This window comes from Pseudomonas sp. BNK-15 (assembly GCF_047456105.1).
Taxonomy (GTDB): Bacteria; Pseudomonadota; Gammaproteobacteria; order Pseudomonadales; family Pseudomonadaceae; genus Aquipseudomonas; species Aquipseudomonas putida_E.
In genome coordinates this window covers 1,550,096-1,567,845 of record NZ_CP179898.1, presented here as the reverse complement: position 1 = coordinate 1,567,845, position 17,750 = coordinate 1,550,096, and the positions used below count along the sequence as shown (strand labels likewise).

The 17,750-nt window shown below is 64.2% G+C and carries 11 protein-coding genes; 8 read left to right on the top strand and 3 right to left on the bottom strand.

The window, feature by feature from the left end; all coding sequences use genetic code 11:
• Positions 1 to 190 precede the first annotated feature (190 nt).
• Both aceF and aceE read right to left on the bottom strand, forming a co-directional pair.
• Positions 191 to 1,834: a dihydrolipoyllysine-residue acetyltransferase gene (gene aceF, locus ACMGF5_RS07135; RefSeq protein WP_414157674.1), complete on the bottom strand. Its 1,644-nt coding sequence runs from the start codon at positions 1,832 to 1,834 to the stop codon at positions 191 to 193.
• 13 nt (positions 1,835 to 1,847) lie between these two features.
• Entirely contained in the window at positions 1,848 to 4,493 is a 2,646-nt protein-coding gene (gene aceE / locus ACMGF5_RS07130) for a pyruvate dehydrogenase (acetyl-transferring), homodimeric type (RefSeq protein ID WP_012316622.1), read from the bottom strand.
• A gap of 383 nt (positions 4,494 to 4,876) precedes the next feature.
• Between aceE and glnE the strand changes: the two genes are divergently transcribed.
• The 8 genes from glnE (at position 4,877) to ACMGF5_RS07090 (ending at position 14,943) form a co-directional block, all read left to right on the top strand.
• Positions 4,877 to 7,810 (top strand): bifunctional [glutamate--ammonia ligase]-adenylyl-L-tyrosine phosphorylase/[glutamate--ammonia-ligase] adenylyltransferase, encoded by a 2,934-nt coding sequence (gene glnE / locus ACMGF5_RS07125; protein WP_174141953.1) that lies wholly within the window; start codon positions 4,877 to 4,879, stop codon positions 7,808 to 7,810.
• A 172-nt stretch (positions 7,811 to 7,982) separates the two neighbouring features.
• Positions 7,983 to 9,032, top strand: coding sequence for a lipopolysaccharide heptosyltransferase II (waaF, locus tag ACMGF5_RS07120; RefSeq protein WP_115273070.1), 1,050 nt, complete (start codon positions 7,983 to 7,985; stop codon positions 9,030 to 9,032).
• On the top strand, positions 9,033 to 10,091 hold the full coding sequence (gene waaC / locus ACMGF5_RS07115; protein WP_119687894.1) for a lipopolysaccharide heptosyltransferase I: 1,059 nt from the start codon (positions 9,033 to 9,035) through the stop codon (positions 10,089 to 10,091).
• The gene (locus tag ACMGF5_RS07110; RefSeq protein ID WP_115273068.1) at positions 10,091 to 11,215 is read left to right on the top strand and encodes a glycosyltransferase family 4 protein; all 1,125 of its coding nucleotides are present in this window, start codon (positions 10,091 to 10,093) and stop codon (positions 11,213 to 11,215) included. Before waaC ends, ACMGF5_RS07110 begins: the two co-directional genes overlap by 1 nt.
• Positions 11,212 to 12,018, top strand: coding sequence for a lipopolysaccharide core heptose(I) kinase RfaP (gene rfaP, locus ACMGF5_RS07105; RefSeq protein WP_115273067.1), 807 nt, complete (start codon positions 11,212 to 11,214; stop codon positions 12,016 to 12,018). Before ACMGF5_RS07110 ends, rfaP begins: the two co-directional genes overlap by 4 nt.
• On the top strand, positions 12,018 to 12,752 hold the full coding sequence (locus ACMGF5_RS07100) for a lipopolysaccharide kinase InaA family protein (RefSeq protein WP_115273066.1): 735 nt from the start codon (positions 12,018 to 12,020) through the stop codon (positions 12,750 to 12,752). Before rfaP ends, ACMGF5_RS07100 begins: the two co-directional genes overlap by 1 nt.
• Positions 12,749 to 13,501: a lipopolysaccharide kinase InaA family protein gene (locus ACMGF5_RS07095; protein ID WP_125924605.1), complete on the top strand. Its 753-nt coding sequence runs from the start codon at positions 12,749 to 12,751 to the stop codon at positions 13,499 to 13,501. The genes ACMGF5_RS07100 and ACMGF5_RS07095 overlap by 4 nt, the downstream gene beginning before the upstream one ends.
• Positions 13,501 to 14,943, top strand: coding sequence for a lipopolysaccharide kinase InaA family protein (locus ACMGF5_RS07090; protein ID WP_119687891.1), 1,443 nt, complete (start codon positions 13,501 to 13,503; stop codon positions 14,941 to 14,943). The genes ACMGF5_RS07095 and ACMGF5_RS07090 overlap by 1 nt, the downstream gene beginning before the upstream one ends.
• On the opposite strand, the gene ACMGF5_RS07085 is transcribed toward ACMGF5_RS07090, so the two are convergent.
• Positions 14,904 to 17,702 (bottom strand): dermonecrotic toxin domain-containing protein, encoded by a 2,799-nt coding sequence (locus ACMGF5_RS07085; RefSeq protein WP_414157673.1) that lies wholly within the window; start codon positions 17,700 to 17,702, stop codon positions 14,904 to 14,906. The genes ACMGF5_RS07090 and ACMGF5_RS07085 overlap by 40 nt on opposite strands.
• Positions 17,703 to 17,750 lie beyond the last annotated feature (48 nt).

Sequence of the window (17,750 nt, the reverse complement as noted above, 5' to 3'; positions counted from 1 at the left end):
GAGGCTGGCAAGCGGCCATGAGGGATGTCATGTATATGTTTTCGGCTGCGGGGCGGGAATCCTTAGGGCTGCTGAAAAACGGGGGCCGCTGCAGGCAAAAAAAGCCCCGCCAATTGGCGGGGTTGAGGTACGAGCGTGGCAGCTCGAAAAGGGTACCTGCCCCCTTGAAGGAGGGCAGGCTGGCTGCGTGTTACAGCAGCATGGTGCGGATATCCGCCAGCACGTCGCCCAGGCGCTTGGTGAAGCGCGCGGCGGCTGCGCCGTTGATCACACGGTGATCGTAGGACAGCGACAGCGGCAACATCAGCTTGGGCTGGAAGGCTTTGCCATCCCAGACGGGCTGCATGGTTGCCTTGGACACACCGAGGATCGCCACTTCGGGCGCGTTGACGATCGGCGTGAAGCCGGTACCGCCAATGTGGCCGAGGCTGGAGATGGTGAAGCAGGCGCCCTGCATGTCGTCAGCCGACAGCTTCTTGGTACGCGCCTTCTCGGCCAGGGCCGCGGCTTCGGCAGCCAGTTGCAGCAGGCTCTTCTGGTCGACGTTCTTGATCACAGGGACCAGCAGGCCGTCCGGGGTGTCCACGGCAAAGCCGATGTGCACGTACTTCTTGCGGATCACGGCTTTGCCGCTTGGCGCCAGCGAGCTGTTGAAGTCCGGCAGTTCCTTGAGCAGGAAGGCGCAGGCCTTGAGCAGCAGTGGCAGCACGGTCAGCTTGACGCCAGCCTTCTCGGCCACGGCCTTCTGCGCAACGCGGAAGGCTTCCAGCTCGGTGATGTCGGCGGAGTCGAACTGGGTCACGTGCGGCACGTTCAGCCAGCTGCGGTGCAGGTTGGCGGCACCGACCTGCATCAGGCGGGTCATTGCCACTTCTTCCACTTCACCGAACCTGCTGAAGTCCACCACCGGGATCGGCGGGATGCCGGCGCCGCCGGTCGCGCCAGCAGCTGCCGGTGCGTCCTTGGCCTTCTGCATGACCGACTTGACGTAGACCTGCACGTCTTCTTTCAGGATACGGCCGTGCGGACCGGTCGCGGTGACCGCGCCCAGCTCTACGCCGAACTCGCGGGCCAGCTGGCGAACAGCAGGGCCTGCGTGAACCTTGGCGTTGCTGCCGGCAGCCGGTGCGGTAGCGACCGGTGCCGGGGCAGCAGCTGGGGCAGCGGCAGCAGGCGCGGCGGCCGGAGCAGCCTCAGCCTTGGCCGGTGCAGCAGCGGCAGGCGCTGGCGCAGCAGCCGGGGCGGCGCCGGCGACTTCCAGCTTGATGATCAGGTCACCAGTGCCGACTTCGTCGTCCAGCTTGGCGATCACTTCCTTGACCACGCCAGCGGCGGGCGAAGGGATCTCCATGGAGGCCTTGTCAGACTCCAGGGTAATCAGCGACTGGTCGGCTTCGACGGTGTCGCCGACCTTGACCAGTACTTCGATGATCTTGGCCTTGCCCGACGAGCCGATGTCCGGCACGTGGATGTCCTGCACGCTGGCGGCAGCAGGGGCTGCAGCCGGCGCAGGGGCGGCTTCGGCAGCCGGCTTTTCTGCAGCAGCCGCAGCTGCGGCCGGGGCAGGTGCGGCGGCTGGCGCCTCGGGCGCCGCATCGGCGCCCTCAGCTTCCAGGACCAGCAACTCGTCGCCTTCTTTCAGGCGATCGCCCAGCTTGACCTTCAGTTCCTTGATGACACCGGCCTTGGGGGCCGGGATTTCCATGGAGGCCTTGTCGGACTCCAGGGTCAGCAGGCTCTGGTCAGCCTCGATACGGTCACCGACCTTGACGAACAGCTCGATGATTTCACCTTCACCGCTGCCGATGTCAGGTACGCGAATGAGTTCGCTCACTTAAAAATACTCCTCAGCAGTCCAGTGGGTTGCGCTTGTCCGGATCGATGCCGAACTTGACGATGGCGTCGGCCACCACCTTCGGTTCGATCTCGCCACGGTCAGCCAAGGCTTCCAGGGCAGCCAGCACCACGAAGTGACGGTCGACTTCGAAGAAGTGACGCAGCTTCTTGCGGCTGTCGCTGCGACCGTAGCCATCGGTACCCAGGACTTTGAACTCTTTGCTCGGCACCCACTGGCGAATCTGTTCGGCGAACAGCTTCATGTAGTCGGTGGAGGCGATGACCGGGCCTTTGCGACCGGCCAGGCACTCTTCGACGTAAGTCTGCTGAGGCTTCTGGCCAGGCTTGAGGCGGTTGGCGCGTTCCACGGCCAGGCCGTCGCGACGCAGCTCGTTGAAGCTGGTGACGCTCCACACGTCGGCACCGACGTTGAACTCTTCACGCAGGATCTTCGCGGCCTCGCGGACTTCGCGCAGGATGGTGCCGGAGCCCATCAGCTGAACGTGGTGCGCGGCTTCGCGGGTGTCTTCTTCGAGCAGGTACATGCCCTTGATGATGCCTTCCTCGACACCGGCCGGCATGGCTGGCTGCTGGTAGGATTCGTTCATCACGGTGATGTAGTAGAAGATGTCCTGTTGTTCTTCGGTCATCTTCTTCATGCCGTCCTGGATGATCACCGCCAGCTCGTAGCCGTAGGTCGGATCATAGGTGCGGCAGTTCGGGATGGTGCCCGCCATCATGTGGCTGTGACCGTCTTCGTGCTGCAGGCCTTCACCGTTGAGGGTGGTACGGCCGGCGGTACCGCCGATCAGGAAGCCACGGGTGCGGCTGTCGCCAGCGGCCCAGGCCAGGTCGCCGATACGCTGGAAGCCGAACATCGAGTAGAAGATGTAGAACGGCAGCATCGGCTGGTTGTGGCAGCTGTACGAGGTACCGGCAGCGATGAACGACGACATGGCGCCGGCTTCGTTGATGCCTTCCTCGAGGATCTGGCCCTTCTTGTCTTCGCGGTAGAACATCACCTGGTCTTTATCGACTGGCTCGTAGAGCTGGCCGACCGACGAGTAGATACCCAGCTGGCGGAACATGCCTTCCATACCGAAGGTACGGGCTTCGTCCGGGATGATCGGCACGATGCGCTGGCCGATGTCCTTGTCCTTGACCAGCTGCGCGAGGATACGCACGAAGGCCATGGTGGTGGAGATTTCGCGGTCGCCCGAGCCGTCCAGGATCGCTTTCAGCGTTTCCAGAGGCGGGGTCGGCACGCTGAAGCTCTTGGCACGGCGCTGCGGTACGAAGCCACCCAGGGCTGCGCGGCGCTCGGCCAGGTACTTGGCTTCGGCCGAACCTTCTTCGGGCTTGTAGAACGGCAGGCTTTCAAGGTCGGCATCCTTGACCGGGATGTCGAAGCGGTCACGGAAGTGGCGCAGGCTGTCGACGTCGACCTTCTTGGTGTTGTGCGCGGTGTTCTTGGCTTCGCCAGCACCGGTGCCGTAACCCTTGATGGTCTTGGCCAGGATGACAGTCGGTTGCTCTTTGTGGTTGACCGCCTGATGGTAGGCCGCATAGACCTTGTACGGGTCGTGACCGCCACGGTTGAGCTTCCAGATCTCGTCGTCGGACAGGTCTTCGACCATGGCCTTGAGCTCTGGCGTGTTGAAGAAGTTCTCACGAACGTACGCGCCGTCTTTGGCTTTGTAGTTCTGATACTCGCCGTCGATGACTTCGTCCATGCGGCGCTGCAGGGCACCGTTGGTGTCTTTGGCCAGCAGTGGGTCCCAGAAGCGGCCCCAGACGACTTTGTTGACGTTCCAGCCGCCGCCACGGAACACGCCTTCGAGTTCCTGGATGATCTTGCCATTGCCGCGAACCGGGCCGTCGAGGCGCTGCAGGTTGCAGTTGATGACGAAGATCAGGTTGTCCAGCTTCTCGCGGCCTGCCAGGGCGATGGCACCGAGGGATTCCGGCTCGTCGCACTCGCCGTCGCCCATGAAGCACCAGACCTTCTGCTTGCCGGCCGGAATGAAGCCACGGGCTTCCAGGTACTTCATGAAGCGCGCCTGGTAGATCGCCTGGATCGGGCCCAGGCCCATGGAAACGGTCGGGAACTGCCAGAAGTCAGGCATCAGCCATGGGTGCGGGTACGAAGACAGGCCTTTGCCGTCCACTTCCTGACGGAAGTTGTTCATCTGCTCTTCGTTGATGCGGCCTTCCATGAAGGCACGGGCGTAAACGCCTGGCGAAGCGTGGCCCTGGAAGAAGATCAGGTCGCCGCCGTGCTCTTCGGTCGGGGCCTGGAAGAAGTAGTTGAAGCCGATGTCATACAGGGTGGCACTGGAGGCGAAGCTGGAGATGTGGCCGCCCAGGTCCGAATCCTTCAGGTTGGTGCGCATCACCATGGCCAGCGCGTTCCAACGCACCATCGAGCGAATGCGGCGTTCCATGAACAGGTCGCCAGGCATGCGTGCTTCGTGGGTGACAGGGATGGTGTTGCGGTATGGCGTGGTGATCGCGTATGGCAGCTGGGAGCCACTGCGGGTGGCCAGCTCGCCCATGCGGGTCATCAGGTAATGAGCGCGGTCTTCGCCTTCTTTGTCGAGGACCGACTCCAGGGCATCCAGCCATTCCTGGGTTTCGATTGGATCGAGGTCTTGCATGGCTTGCTCCAGGGCGGAAAGGCCACCAGAATCGGGGGCCTGAGTTTGCGACTGGCCTTATGGGCAGACGTCGTGAATTCTTGGATTACCGGAGTGTGACCCGGCGGCGTGTAGTTTTACTACATTTGCTTTCGCATTTCATGCTTTTGCACGGTCGGGGTAGTAGTAAAACTACACAAATGCGACGTTTGGTCGCACCTTGGCTTGTGAGGAAAAACGTTCATGTTGGTTGGCGTTGTGCTGCGAGCGGGTGATTCTTGATGTTTCATGCCAATGATTCGTTTTTTTCAGCTATTTCCAACTTTTGTACGACAGTCCAACCGGGGTCCGGTTTCCTCGTGGCCGCTTTTTACTCTCACTTTCACGCCGATCAAGGATAGACCATGCGCCTGCCTTTGCCGCTCGAACTGCCTGCCTCCCTGCAACCGCTGGTCGCCCGTAATCGGCAGTTTCTGCTCGATGCCCTGAGCAGCCACCCGGCGCTCGATCCGACCGCCTGGAGCCCGGCTCACCAGCACCAGTTCGACCAGGTGGCCGCCGCCAGCGACTTCGTGCTCGGCCTGGCCCAGCGTGAGCCGGCGATGCTGTTTGCCCTGCTGGCCAGCGGCGAGATGGACCGCCGGTATGCGCCGGGCGAGCTGCGTGGGCAGATCGCGGCAGCGGCCCAGGCGGCGTCGAGTGAAGAAGAGCTGGCACGCAACCTGCGCCGCGAGCGCAACCGCCAGCAGTTGCGCATCATCTGGCGTGATATCACCCGCCAGGCCGAACTGGGCGAGACCTGTCGCGACCTGTCCGACCTTGCTGACGCGGCGATCGACGAAGCTTATCAATGGCTGTACCCGCGCCACTGCCAGCAGTTCGGTACGCCTATCGGCAACCGCAGCGGTGAACCGCAGCATATGGTGGTGCTGGGCATGGGCAAGCTGGGGGCGGTCGAGCTCAACCTGTCATCGGATATCGACCTGATCTTCGCCTTCCCTGAAGGCGGTGAGACCGAAGGGGTCAAGCGCTCGCTGGACAATCAGGAGTTCTTCACCCGCCTGGGTCAGCGCCTGATCAAGGCGCTCGACCCGGTCACCGTCGATGGCTTCGTGTTCCGCGTCGACATGCGCCTGCGCCCCTACGGCTCGGCCGGTTCGCTGGTGCTCAGCTTCAATGCCCTGGAGCAGTACTACCAGGACCAAGGCCGCGACTGGGAACGCTACGCGATGATCAAGGCGCGGGTGGTGGCCGGCGACCAGGCGGCAGGCGCGCAACTGCAGGAGATGCTGCGCCCGTTCGTGTACCGGCGTTACCTGGACTTCTCGGCGATCGAAGCGCTGCGTACCATGAAGCAGCTGATCCAGCAGGAGGTTCGGCGCAAGGGCATGTCCGAGAACATCAAGCTTGGCGCCGGTGGTATTCGTGAAGTGGAGTTCATCGCCCAGGCCTTCCAGCTGATCCATGGCGGGCGTGACCTGAGCCTGCAGCAGCGGCCATTGCTGAAAGTGCTGGCGACCCTGGAGGGCCAAGGCTACCTGCCGCCAGCGGTGGTGGCGGAGCTGCGTGAAGGGTATGAGTTCCTGCGCTATACCGAGCATGCCATCCAGGCCATTGCCGACCGCCAGACACAGATGCTGCCTGATGACGAGACCGACCGTGAGCGCGTGGCCTATATGCTCGGCTTTAGCGGCTGGCAGAGCTTCCACGACCAGTTGATGCACTGGCGCGGCCGTGTCGATTGGCACTTCCGCCAGGTCATCGCCGACCCGGATGAAGAAGAAGGCGAGGGTGACCTGGTGGTTGGCGGTGAGTGGTCGCCCTTGTGGGAGCAGGCGCAGGATGAGGAGGCCGCCGGCCGTCAGCTGGAAGAGGCCGGTTTCAAGCAACCCGCCGAAGCCTTGCGCAGATTGGCGGGGCTGCGTGCCAGCCCCCAGTTGCGCTCGATGCAGCGTATCGGCCGTGAGCGTCTGGATGCCTTCATCCCGCGTCTGCTGGCCCAGGCGGTGGAGCATGACAACCCGGACCTGGTGCTGGAACGTGTACTGCCGCTGGTCGAAGCTGTGGCGCGGCGGTCTGCCTACCTGGTGCTGCTGACTGAAAACCCGGGGGCCTTGCGCCGCCTGCTGACCCTGTGTGCCGCCAGCCCGTGGATCGCCGAGCAGATCGCCCGTTACCCATTGCTGCTCGATGAGTTGCTCAATGAAGGCCGCCTGTTCAGCCCGCCGCTGGCGCCGGAGCTGGCCGCCGAGCTGCGCGAACGGCTGACGCGCATCCCCGAGGACGATCTTGAACAACAGATGGAGGCCTTGCGCCACTTCAAGCTGGCCCACAGCTTGCGCGTGGCAGCCTCCGAGATCAGCGGCAACCTGCCGTTGATGAAAGTCAGCGACTACCTGACCTGGCTGGCCGAAGCCATTCTCGACCAGGTGCTGGCCCTGGCCTGGCGCCAGACCGTGGCGCGCCACGGCCAGCCCAAGCGCAGCGACGGCAGCCTGTGCGACCCGGGCTTCATCATCCTCGGCTACGGCAAGGTGGGTGGCCTGGAACTGGGCCATGGCTCGGACCTGGACCTGGTGTTCATCCACGACGGCGACCCGCAGGCGGAAACCGATGGCGCCAAGCCGATCGACAGCGCGCAGTTCTTCACGCGCCTTGGCCAGCGCATCATCCATTTGCTGACCACGCAAACCAACTCCGGCCAGCTTTATGACGTCGACATGCGCCTGCGGCCATCGGGCGCGGCGGGGCTGCTGGTCAGCTCGCTGGGCGCGTTCGAGCGCTACCAGCAGAACGAAGCCTGGACCTGGGAGCATCAGGCCCTGGTGCGCGCCCGCGTGCTGGTGGGCTGCAAGCAGGTGGCGGCAGCGTTCGAGGGTGTGCGCGCCAAGGTTCTGGGCCAGGCCCGTGACCTGGACAAGCTGCGCAGCGAGGTCAGCGAAATGCGCGCCAAGATGCGCGACAACCTCGGCACCAAGGCCACCGTCGCGGGCACCGCGGCCAATGCCTTCGATGCCGGCGTGGCGTTCGATATCAAGCAGGATGCCGGCGGTATCGTCGATATCGAATTTATGGTGCAATACGCCGCTTTGGCCTGGTCCCACGACCATCCGGCCATACTGCGCTGGACCGATAACATTCGCATTCTGGAAGAGCTGGAGCAGGCGGGCTTGATGCCGGCCAGCGATGCGGTGTTGTTGCGTGAAGTGTACAAGGCGTTTCGCTCAGCCTCGCACCGCCAGGCCCTGCAGAAGCAGGCCGGGGTGATCGATGCGGCGCAGTTTGCCGATGAGCGTCGCGAGGTGCGGCGGATCTGGGGTGAATTGGGATTGGCATGAGATTGTTGGGGCTGCTATGCGGCCCTTTCGCGGCGCAAGGCCGCTCCACAGGGGCCTAAAGGCCGATGTTCCACCACCGGTGTTACACTGTCCGCCACATAGCCTGAATATAAAGAGGGGAGGCCAGGCTGTACCGCAGCCTGCAGCCTCCCCGAGTTTTTCTGGACTAAGCATGAGAATACTGATCATTGGCCCCAGCTGGGTCGGCGACATGGTGATGGCGCAAACCTTGTTCCAGTGCCTGAAACAGCAGCACCCCGACTGCGTGATCGATGTGCTGGCACCCGAGTGGAGCCGGCCGATCCTTGAGCGCATGCCCCAAGTGCGTCAGGCCTTGAGCTTCCCGCTCGGCCATGGCGCGCTGGAGCTGGCTACGCGCCGGCGCATCGGCAAGTCCCTGGCCGGCCAGTACGACCAGGCGATCCTGCTGCCCAACTCGCTGAAGTCGGCGCTGGTGCCGTTCTTTGCCGGCATTCCCAAACGCACCGGCTGGCGTGGCGAAATGCGCTTCGGCCTGCTCAACGATGTGCGCAAGCTGGACAAGGTACGTTACCCGCTGATGATCGAGCGCTTCATGGCACTGGCCTATGCGCCGGGTGCCGAGCTGCCGCAGCCTTATCCGCGGCCTGAGCTGCAGATCCAGGCGCCGAGCCGTGAGGCCGCGCTGGCCAAGTTCGGCCTGGAGCTGGACCGCCCGGTGCTTGCGCTGTGCCCAGGTGCCGAGTTCGGTGAAGCCAAGCGCTGGCCGGCAGAGCACTACGCCAGCGTTGCCGACGCCATGATTCGCCAAGGCTGGCAGGTGTGGCTGTTCGGCTCGAAGAACGATCACCCGGTCGGCGAGCAGATCCGCGACCGGCTGATCCCGGGCCTGCGTGAAGAATCTTATAACCTGGCGGGCGAAACCTCGCTGGCCGAGGCGATCGACCTCATGTCCTGTGCCAACGCGGTGGTGTCCAACGACTCCGGGCTGATGCACGTGGCGGCGGCGTTGAACCGCCCGCTGGTTGCCGTCTATGGTTCGACTTCGCCGGGCTTTACCCCGCCGTTGGCCGAGCAGGTCGAGATCGTGCGCACCGGCATCGAGTGCAGCCCATGCTTCGACCGCACCTGCCGCTTCGGCCACTACAACTGCCTGCGTCTGCTGGAGCCTGGCAAAGTCATCGCCGCCCTGCACAGCCTGGGTGGGCCGAACCTGATCGATACCGTGGCCGAGGTCGAGTAAGTGCGGGTACTGATCATCAAGACCTCGTCGCTGGGTGATGTGATCCACACCCTGCCGGCGCTCACCGATGCCGCCCATGCGATCCCGGGCATCCGCTTCGACTGGGTGGTGGAAGAAGGCTTCGCCGAGATCCCCAGCTGGCACCCGGCGGTCGACCAGGTGATACCGGTGGCCATTCGGCGCTGGCGCAAGAATGTCTGGCAGACCATCAAGAGCGGCGAGTGGAAGGCGTTCAAGCAACGCGTGCGCGAGCGCAAGTACGACCTGGTGATCGATGCCCAGGGGTTGGTCAAGTCGGCCTGGCTGACCCGCTACGTCAAGGCGCCGGTGGCCGGCCTGGACCGTTACTCGGCGCGTGAAGGCTTGGCCAGCCGCTTCTATGACCGGCGCCTTTCGGTCGCCGTCGGCCAGCATGCGGTAGAGCGCGTGCGCCAGCTGTTCGCCATGGCGCTGGCCTATGACCTGCCCGAAGGCATCGGCAACTACGGCCTGGACCTGGACCGCCTGCAACTGCCCCCGGCGGCGCCGTATGTGGTGTTTCTGCACGGCACTACCTGGGCGACCAAGCACTGGCCCGAGGCCTACTGGCGAGAGCTGGCTGAGCGGCTGGGCCGCAGCAGGCTGCAGGTATGCCTGCCATGGGGCAACCAGGCCGAGAAAGACCGCGCCGAGCGTATAGCCCAAGGCTTGAACAACTGCCAGGTGCTCCCCAGATTGAACCTTGCCGGCGTTGCCCGCGTGCTGGCGGCGGCAAAGGCCTGTGTGGCGGTGGACACTGGGCTGGGCCACTTGGCCGCTGCGCTGGATGTGCCGACCATTTCGCTGTTCGGCCCGACCAACCCGGGCCTGACTGGCGCCTATGGCCGTGTGCAGGTCCACCAGGCCAGCGATTTTCCCTGTGCACCGTGCCTGCAGAAAAAGTGCACCTACAAACCGAGCGCCGACGACCTGCGCCGGTTCGATCTCAAACGCGAGTGGCCATTGTGCTTCACTCGCCTGAATCCAGAGCATGTGGCGAGCCGCTTGAGCGCGTTGCTGCTGGCTGAGGATGTCCGTTGATGCAACTGGCTTTCGTGCTTTACAAATATTTCCCCTTCGGCGGGCTGCAGCGCGATTTCATGCGCATTGCCCTGGAATGCCAGAAGCGGGGCCACCAGATCCGTGTCTACACGCTGATCTGGGAAGGCGATATTCCGCCCGGTTTCGAAGTGCTGGTGGCGCCGGTCAAAGCGCTGTTCAATCACCGTCGCAACGAAAAACTCACTGCCTGGATGGAAGCCGATCTGGCCAAGCGCCCGGTAGACCGGTTGATCGGCTTCAACAAGATGCCGGGCCTGGACGTGTATTACGCGGCCGACGCCTGTTTCGAGGACAAGGCCCAGACCTTGCGTGGCGGCCTTTACCGCCGCTGGGGCCGCTACCGGCACTTTGCCGAGTACGAGCGGGCTGTGTTCGCCAAGGATGCGCGCACTGAGATATTGATGATTTCAGAGGTGCAGCAACCGCTGTTCGTCAAGCATTACGGCACCCCCGTTGAACGCTTCCACCTGTTGCCGCCCGGCATTTCCCAGGACCGCCGCGCACCGGCCAATGCCGCCGAGATCCGCGCGGAGTTTCGCAAGGAGTTCAACCTGGGCGATGATGACCTGCTGCTGGTACAGATCGGCTCGGGCTTCAAGACCAAGGGCGTCGACCGTAGCCTCAAGGCCCTGGCCGCGCTGCCAGCGTCTCTGCGCAAGCGCACCCGGCTGATGGTCATCGGCCAGGACGACCCCAAGGTGTTCCAGCTGCAGAGCGCAGCCTTGGGCCTGGGCGAACAGGTGCAGTTCCTCAAGGGCCGCAGTGATATCCCGCGCTTCCTGTTGGGTGCCGACCTGCTGATCCACCCGGCCTACAACGAGAACACCGGTACGGTGTTGCTCGAGGCGCTGGTGGCTGGCTTGCCGGTGCTGGTTTCCAAAGTTTGCGGCTACGCCCATTACATTGCCGAGGCCGACAGCGGCCTGGTGCTGGACGAGCCGTTCGAGCAGGAACAGCTCAACGGCTACCTGCAGCGCATGCTCGAAGCGCCAGAGGCGCGTGCCGAGTGGTCGCGCAACGGGCTGGCCTTTGCCGAAACCGCCGACCTTTACAGCATGCCGCAGCACGCTGCCGACGTGATTCTGGGGCAGGAGAGCGCATGAAGCTGATCCTGGCCGAACCGTTCAAGCGCCTGTGGGCCGGGCGTGATGCCTTCGATGCCGTGGAAGCCCTGCAAGGCGAGGTGTACCGAGAGCTGGAAGGCCGCCGCACGCTGCGCACCGAGGTCGATGGCGAAGGTTTCTTCGTCAAGATCCACCGTGGCATTGGCTGGGGCGAAATCTTCAAGAACCTGCTCACCGCCAAGCTTCCGGTGCTGGGTGCCGGGCAGGAATGGCGGGCCATCGAGCGCCTGCATGAAGTCGGCGTACCGACCATGACCGCAGTGGCCTATGGCGAGCGTGGCAGCAACCCGGCCACGCAGCACTCGTTCATCGTCACCGAAGAACTGGCGCCGACCATCAGCCTGGAAGACTTCAGCATTGACTGGGTCAAGCAGCCGCCTGAGCCGGCGCTCAAGCGCGCGCTGATCGCCGAAGTGGCGAAGATGACCGGCGGCATGCACCGCGCCGGGGTCAACCACCGTGACTGCTACATCTGCCACTTCCTGCTGCACACCGACCGCCCGGTGACGGCGCAAGACTTCAAATTGTCGGTAATCGACCTGCACCGCGCCCAGACCCGGGCGACAATCAGCCGCCGCTGGCGGGACAAGGACCTGGCCGCGCTGTACTTCTCGGCGCTGGATATCGGCCTGACCCGGCGCGACAAGCTGCGTTTCCTGCGCGGTTACTTCCAACGCCCGCTGCGCCAGATCTTGAGCGAGGAAGCCGCGCTGCTGGCCTGGCTCGATCGCAAGGCGCAGAAACTCTACGATCGCAAACAACGCTATGGGGACGCACTCTGATGGCGGGCTGGACACTGGCGCCAGGCTACGAACACCTGGCGGCGGACTTCGGCAGCCTTGATGCGGTGTTTGCCCTGCAGGGTGAACGCCTGACCCGTGACCCGCTCAGTGAGGTGGTCCGCGTCGAGCGTGACGGGGTCAACTATTACGTCAAGCGGTACACCGGTGCCGGCAAGCACATGCGCCGTTACCTGGGCCGGCCGCGCATCAAGGCCGAATGGCAGAACCTCAAGCAGTTCGCCAAATGGGACATCCCGACCGCTGAAGTTGTGGCCTGGGGCCTGGAGCGCAATGGTCTGGCATTTGGCCGCGGCGCGATGATCACCCGCGAGCTACCGCGCACCGAAGACCTGTCGGTGCTGGCTGAGCGCAATGATCCGCGCCTGGCTGATCGTGCCTGGGTCGACCACATCAGCCGACAGCTGGCGCGCCATACCCGCGTCATGCACGAACACCGTTTCGCCCACAACGACCTCAAGTGGCGCAACCTGTTGGTCGATGACCAGGGCACGCTATTCTTCATCGACTGCCCGACCGGTGACTTCTGGCGCGGCTTCATGTGGCGCCACCGGCTGATCAAGGACCTGGCATGCCTGGACAAGGTCGCCAAATACCACCTGACGGCGACCCAGCGCCTGCGCTTCTATTTACAGTACCGCGGGCGCCAGCGCCTGAATGCGCGCGACAAGCGCCGGGTCCGTCAGGTACTGAGCTTCTTCGAGGGAAGGGAATGACCGATTACCTGGCCAGCGCGGACCTCGCGCTGCTCAAACGCCATGGCCTGAATGACTTCGAAGCGCTGTGGGCGCTGCAACTCGATGCCGTGGACGAACCCAATACCGGCCGTGGCGGCTGGAGCAGCGTCTATCGCCTGGAGCTCGAGGGCAAAGGGTATTACCTCAAGCGCCAGAGCGACTACCTGACCCGCACCTTGCATCGCCCATTTGGCGAGCCGACCTTCGCCCGTGAGTTCCGCAACATCAGCCGTTACCAGAAGCTGCATATCCCGGCCCTGCAGGCGGTGTTCTACGGTGAGCGCAAGCACGCAGGCCAGCACCGGGCGATACTGCTGACACGTGCCCTGGATGACTGGAGCGACCTGGAAAGCCTGCTGGGCCAGTGGCCGCAGCTCAGTGACCCTGAGCGCAACGGCATCCTCCAGGCCTGTGGCCAGCTGGCGCGCACCCTGCACTGCGCCGGCCAGGTGCACGGCTGCTTCTACCCCAAGCACATCTTCCTGCGCCAACGCCGCGAGGGCTGGGACGCGCAATTGATCGACCTGGAGAAGACCCGGCCGCTGTTGTTCGGCATGCGTGACCGCCTGAAGGATCTGGAGCCGCTGCTGCGCCGTGCCCGCGCCTGGAACGAGGTGAACGTGCGCGCGCTGCTTGCCACCTATCTTGCCCAGCCGGCCGACAGCGTGCTGGTTGGCACCTGGTTGCAACGCCTGACGCAACGCCGTCGTGAAAAAGAGGCCCGCTGATGCGTTTGTCTGAATTGAAAGATGCCGGGCGCAGCCCTTCACTGCCGCTCTCGGTCAGCTTGGCCGACGCCGCTGGCGACGCCGAACTGCAGTTGCTCAGCCTGCTGCGCGTATTGCCGGGCCAGCGCTATGTCGGTGCCGGTGTATGGCGAGGTACGCCGGTGTTGGCCAAGTTGCTGGTAGGCGGCAATGCTGCGCGCCATTTTCAGCGTGAGCTGGAGGGTGTGAAGTTGCTGGCCGAACAGGGCCTGACAACGCCAAAGCTGCTTGCCGACGGGCTCAAGGAAGGTGAGGGTGGCTGGCTGCTGTTCGAGTTCCTCGACGGCGCCGAAAGCCTGGCCGATGCCTGGGACAAGGTGGCGAACCTGCCGGTGCTGGCCGACGAACAGCACCTGGTGCTGGGCGAAGCCCTGACCGCAGTGGCGCAGATGCACGCCAAGGGCCTCTGGCAGGAAGATTTGCACCTGGACAACCTGTTGCGCCACGGCGGCAAGCTGTACCTGATCGATGGCGCCGGCATCAAGGCCGAAACGCCGGGCCAGCAACTGTCGCGCCCGCGTGTGCTGGAAAACCTCGGGGTGTTCTTCGCTCAGTTGCCCAAGCGCCTGGAGCCATTCATCGAAGAGCTGCTGGTGCATTACCTGTTGGCCAATGCCGAGCACGCGTTGCCGATGGAAGCGTTGCAGAAACAGGTGGACAAGGTGCGCACCTGGCGCCTCAAGGATTACCTGGAGAAGGCCGGCCGCGAGTGCACGCTGTTCAGCGTCGAGCGCAGCCTTTCGGGCTTGCGGGCGATTCGCCGTGGCGAAGTCCAGGCCATGCTGCCGGTACTGGAACAGGCCGATACGCTGATCGACCAGGGCCACCTGTACAAGACAGGGGGCGCGGCCAGCGTGGCGCGTGTCGAGGTGGGTGGGCGCTCACTGGTACTCAAGCGCTACAACATCAAGAACACCGCGCACTGGTTCAAGCGGTTCTGGCGCCCGAGCCGGGCCTGGCACTCCTGGATTGAAGGCCACCGCCTGGAGTTCCTGGGCATCGCCACGCCGCGCCCGTTGGCGGTGCTGGAGCAGCGCGTCATGGGCCTGCGCAGCCGGGCGTACCTGGTCACTGAACATGTCGATGGCCCGGACCTGACCGCGTGCTTCGCGCCTTATGTGGAAAGCGGCGAGGTGCCTGAAGAGCAAGTCGATGCCTTGGTGGAGCTGATGCAGCAACTGATCCGCGAGCGTATCAGCCATGGCGACTTCAAGGGCCACAACCTGTTCTGGCACGACGGCCAATGGTCATTGATCGACCTCGACGCCATGTGCCAGCACGCCACCGGGCTCAGCTTTGCCCCGGCCTACGCCCGTGATCGGGCGCGGCTGCTGCGCAACTGGCCGAGCAGCAGTGCCTTGCATCAGCGGCTCGACCGGTTGTTGCCACGGCTCGGCGAGTAGTCATCCGGCAGCGCCAGCCAATCGCTGCTGCGCCCTGCCTGGCGCACGCGGATGCGCCACTGCCGGTCTTGCCAGCGCAGGATCGCCCACGGCACCACGCCGGCTTCCCGGGCGTGCGGAATCAACAGGTGGTAGCGCCCGGCGAGCAGGTGCGCGCGAACTGGCAGTTGCCCGGCAGGGGTTTGCAGATAAAGCTGGTCGTCTGCCCGACACAGCCCTGCCAGCGTGTCCACCACCTCACCCGCCAACGGCGGCTGCAGGCGGCAGCTGGCCAACAACTGCGGCAGATCGGGCAAGCCGTCGTACCACAGCACCGGTGAGTCGATGACCCAGTTGCCATTGGCCAGGCGTTTGACCGGCTGCTGCAGGTAAGCGTCCGGTTGGGTCGGGTCGATGACCCGCCAACGGTGGCCGTCGAATGCGACCTTGTAATACCGGCCGTGGGCGTCCTGGATGAAATACTGAGTCAGCCCTTCGAACGTTGATGCTTTCTCGAACACGCCTTCGCCGTGTACACCGTCAATGGCGTAGCGCAGGTGTTCTAGCGCAGGCGTGATGCTGTAGCGCGAGGGCAGTGGCAACGGTGGTTGCGTTGGCATGCCACGCATTATCCGGCGCATCAGGCCGGTGCTGACGACGCTGGTACCGGCGTCGTTGGCATAGCTCAGGGCGTTGTAGGTATGGGTCAGCACGCCGTTGATATCATCCTCGCTGAAGGCTTCCAGACCATCCCAGGTTTCGATCACCATTCGTCCCAGGGCCAGGGGAACCTGTACAGGGGCAGGCAGCCCCAGGCTGATCAGGTCGAGCAGGCGCCATACCAGATCGATGCCCTGCTGAAGATCTGCCTCCCCGGTGGTGCGGCTCTGGGCATCGACCACTGCCAACCAGCCTCGCACCTCTGCCATGTAGTAGGCGAAGAACAGCTCTTCCTCAATTGCCGGGGTGCGCAGTGCGGGGCCGAGCCGGCCCTTGCTGAGTAGTTTATCGATGCGTACAGGTGCCAGCAGGGGCAGGCGGCTCGCCACGTAGGCGCGCAGGGCGGGTTGTTTGCGCAGCAACCGCATCAGTTCGCGGGCATTGCTCAGCCCGCGCCAGGCGCGGCGGTCGGGTGCGTCCGGTGTGTACAGGATGAAAGCGCCTGTGCCGGAGCCTTCGGCATTGATCAGCAGAACGCCTTGCAGGGTATGGCCATGGATTGTCAATTGGCGCACGGTGATGCGCTGGTTGTCCACCGGCGGGCGGAGCGCGTTGTGCGGGTAGTCCAGTACCTGCCGTACCCAACGGTAGCCTTGTTCACCCAAGGCGCTAAGGTGCCCGGCATAACGCGCCTTGGCTGCCTCGGCGCGCATGCGGGCTCGGTTGATCAGGGCATGGGCATTGAGCCTCCAGCCCCCGACCGGGGAGTCGATCAACTGGGTTTTCAGGTAGGCATGATAGCTGCCGCCGACATTCAGGTGCCTGATCATCGCTTTGATGTAGGCCGGGTTCAGCGTTTCGGGTAGCGGCTTGTCGTGACGGTGTGTTACGCGGGCGGTGAGCCAATAGTCGTAGTCGAACCAGTTCAGGTTGCGCAATGCCAGCTCGTGCAGCGGGTAGCTCTCCCGGGTCAGCTCGACCAACTGCCCGCCGACGTGCTCCAAACCTCGCCAGGTTACGTAGCTCGAAGGGTTGAAGGGGTTCAACTGCGGACCTGCCTGACGGCTGTGCACCACATGTACCATGATGTCGGCGGCTGCGTAGCGCAGGCCATGATCGTGGCGCAGGCGTTCCTCTACGCGCGCGCGGGCCCAGCCCTGCAAGCTGCGCTGCTCGCGGAACTGCGCCAGGGTGAGGATGCCTGGCGCGGCGATGCGATTGCCGGCGGCGACCAGTTGTTGCATGGTCTGCATGATGTGCGTAAGCGCCTGGGGCCCTGCCGTGCTCAACCAGTTGGGCAGGTTTTTTTCCAGCAGCAGGCCGTAGCGCGTGTCGAGCAACGCTTGTTTGCCGACTTCGGCTTCCAGTGACAGGGCATTGTGCAGCGCCTCGGCGGCGGGTGCCAGGGCGCCATGGGCGCTTGCCCAGGCGTGGTTGACACGCAGGCGCTGCGCTTCGATCAGGGTGTCGACCTGGGCTTGCACCGGGTCATCGGCATACCATTCGTAGCGCAGGCGGTCGGCCTTGGCGGCGTTCTCTATACGTTCGGCATCGACCAGCAGGCGCAGCAGTGGCGGGCCCTGCAGCGGGTCGTCGAGGCGCTCGCACAGCTCAAGGTGCAAGCCGGCCAGCGAGGCGTAGGCTTCGATGCCTTGGGTCAGGCCGCACAGCAACGCTGGCCCGCGGGCATGCTCCGGGGTGAGTTCGGCAGCCTCGTCGTTACCGGTGATGACCACGAACATGCCTGGCAGCACCGCTCGGCTGTGGGGCTGGCTACGGCTGAGGACCAGGCGGTACACCTGGGCACGTGTGGCCATCGCTTGGGGCCGGCGTTGCCAGGCGTTGGGAAGGTCCAGGCACAGGCTCAGGGCATCGGCCTGGGGGGCGGGCAAGGTCCGGTCGCCCTGGCGCAGGGTCAACTCGGCATGCATCAGGGCGCGGCGCAGATCGCACAGGCGGACCCTGCGCGAGCGGCCCTGGGGGTCGCAGGCTGCCCAGTATTCAGCCAGTTCGCCTTGTAGCTGCTGACGGGTGAGCCCCGGCCGGTCGGGGCTTGGCAATTGTGCCAGCAGGGCGATGATCTGTTGGTCGACGAATTCGATACGTTCCAGCGGTAGCATGTTGCGCTCCTTCGGTCAGGGAGGCGCAACGTTAGGGCCCAGGGCAAG

What these genes read in the sequence shown, in the direction of transcription:
- ACMGF5_RS07095 (WP_125924605.1), top strand. Translation starts at nt 12,749, where the DNA reads ATGACCGATTACCTGGCCAGCGCGGACCTCGCGCTGCTCAAACGCCAT.
- glnE (WP_174141953.1), top strand. Translation starts at nt 4,877, where the DNA reads ATGCGCCTGCCTTTGCCGCTCGAACTGCCTGCCTCCCTGCAACCGCTG.
- ACMGF5_RS07090 (WP_119687891.1), top strand. Translation starts at nt 13,501, where the DNA reads ATGCGTTTGTCTGAATTGAAAGATGCCGGGCGCAGCCCTTCACTGCCG.
- ACMGF5_RS07100 (WP_115273066.1), top strand. Translation starts at nt 12,018, where the DNA reads ATGGCGGGCTGGACACTGGCGCCAGGCTACGAACACCTGGCGGCGGAC.
- waaF (WP_115273070.1), top strand. Translation starts at nt 7,983, where the DNA reads ATGAGAATACTGATCATTGGCCCCAGCTGGGTCGGCGACATGGTGATG.
- ACMGF5_RS07085 (WP_414157673.1), bottom strand. Translation starts at nt 17,702, where the DNA reads ATGCTACCGCTGGAACGTATCGAATTCGTCGACCAACAGATCATCGCC.
- rfaP (WP_115273067.1), top strand. Translation starts at nt 11,212, where the DNA reads ATGAAGCTGATCCTGGCCGAACCGTTCAAGCGCCTGTGGGCCGGGCGT.
- ACMGF5_RS07110 (WP_115273068.1), top strand. Translation starts at nt 10,091, where the DNA reads ATGCAACTGGCTTTCGTGCTTTACAAATATTTCCCCTTCGGCGGGCTG.
- aceE (WP_012316622.1), bottom strand. Translation starts at nt 4,493, where the DNA reads ATGCAAGACCTCGATCCAATCGAAACCCAGGAATGGCTGGATGCCCTG.